This window comes from Actinospica durhamensis (assembly GCF_018139695.1).
Classification (GTDB): domain Bacteria; phylum Actinomycetota; class Actinomycetes; order Streptomycetales; family Catenulisporaceae; genus Actinospica; species Actinospica durhamensis.
The window spans coordinates 1-478 of record NZ_JAGSOG010000712.1; the positions used below are offsets into that span (position 1 = coordinate 1).

Sequence of the window (478 nt, forward strand, 5' to 3'; positions counted from 1 at the left end):
GCGCGCCGACAGCGTATGCAAGGTCGGCTCGGGCGAGGCGCACGCGCCAACCAGCAAGGCCACGGCAGCGCCGCCGGCCACGCGAAGAGAAAAAGACAGCATCGTCGTTTGCATCGGCATCATTGCGCGTCCTTTGCCTTGCCGCGGATCAGCGCTTCCGGGTGGCGGTCCAGATAGTCGGTCAGCACGCGCACGGACGCGGCGGCCTTGGCCACCTGTTCCAGCGTGTCGCGCGCATTGCGTTGCAGCGGGGCATCGTCGGAGAAGACCTGCCGCGCAGAGTCGAGCGTGCGGCGCGCCTCGGCCAGCGTTTCCTTCATCTGCGGGGCGAGATCGCTGTTGACGGTCTTGGCCAGTTGCTCGGTCTGCTTGAGCGTAGCGTCGAGCGTCGTCAGCGTGCGGTGAACATCCTGTCCGATCTGCTCGAACGGCACCTTGTTGAGCTTCTTGGCGATGCCGGCAATCTGCGCTTCGATAT

General features: G+C 65.5%; 2 pseudogenes. Both read right to left on the reverse strand.

From position 1 onward, the window contains the following. Positions 1-123 (reverse strand): annotated as a pseudogene (locus tag KDL01_RS47160) (PqiC family protein); the annotation flags it as partial. Next, a pseudogene (locus tag KDL01_RS47165) lies at positions 120-478 on the reverse strand (mammalian cell entry protein); the annotation flags it as partial. The pseudogenes KDL01_RS47160 and KDL01_RS47165, both read right to left, overlap by 4 nt.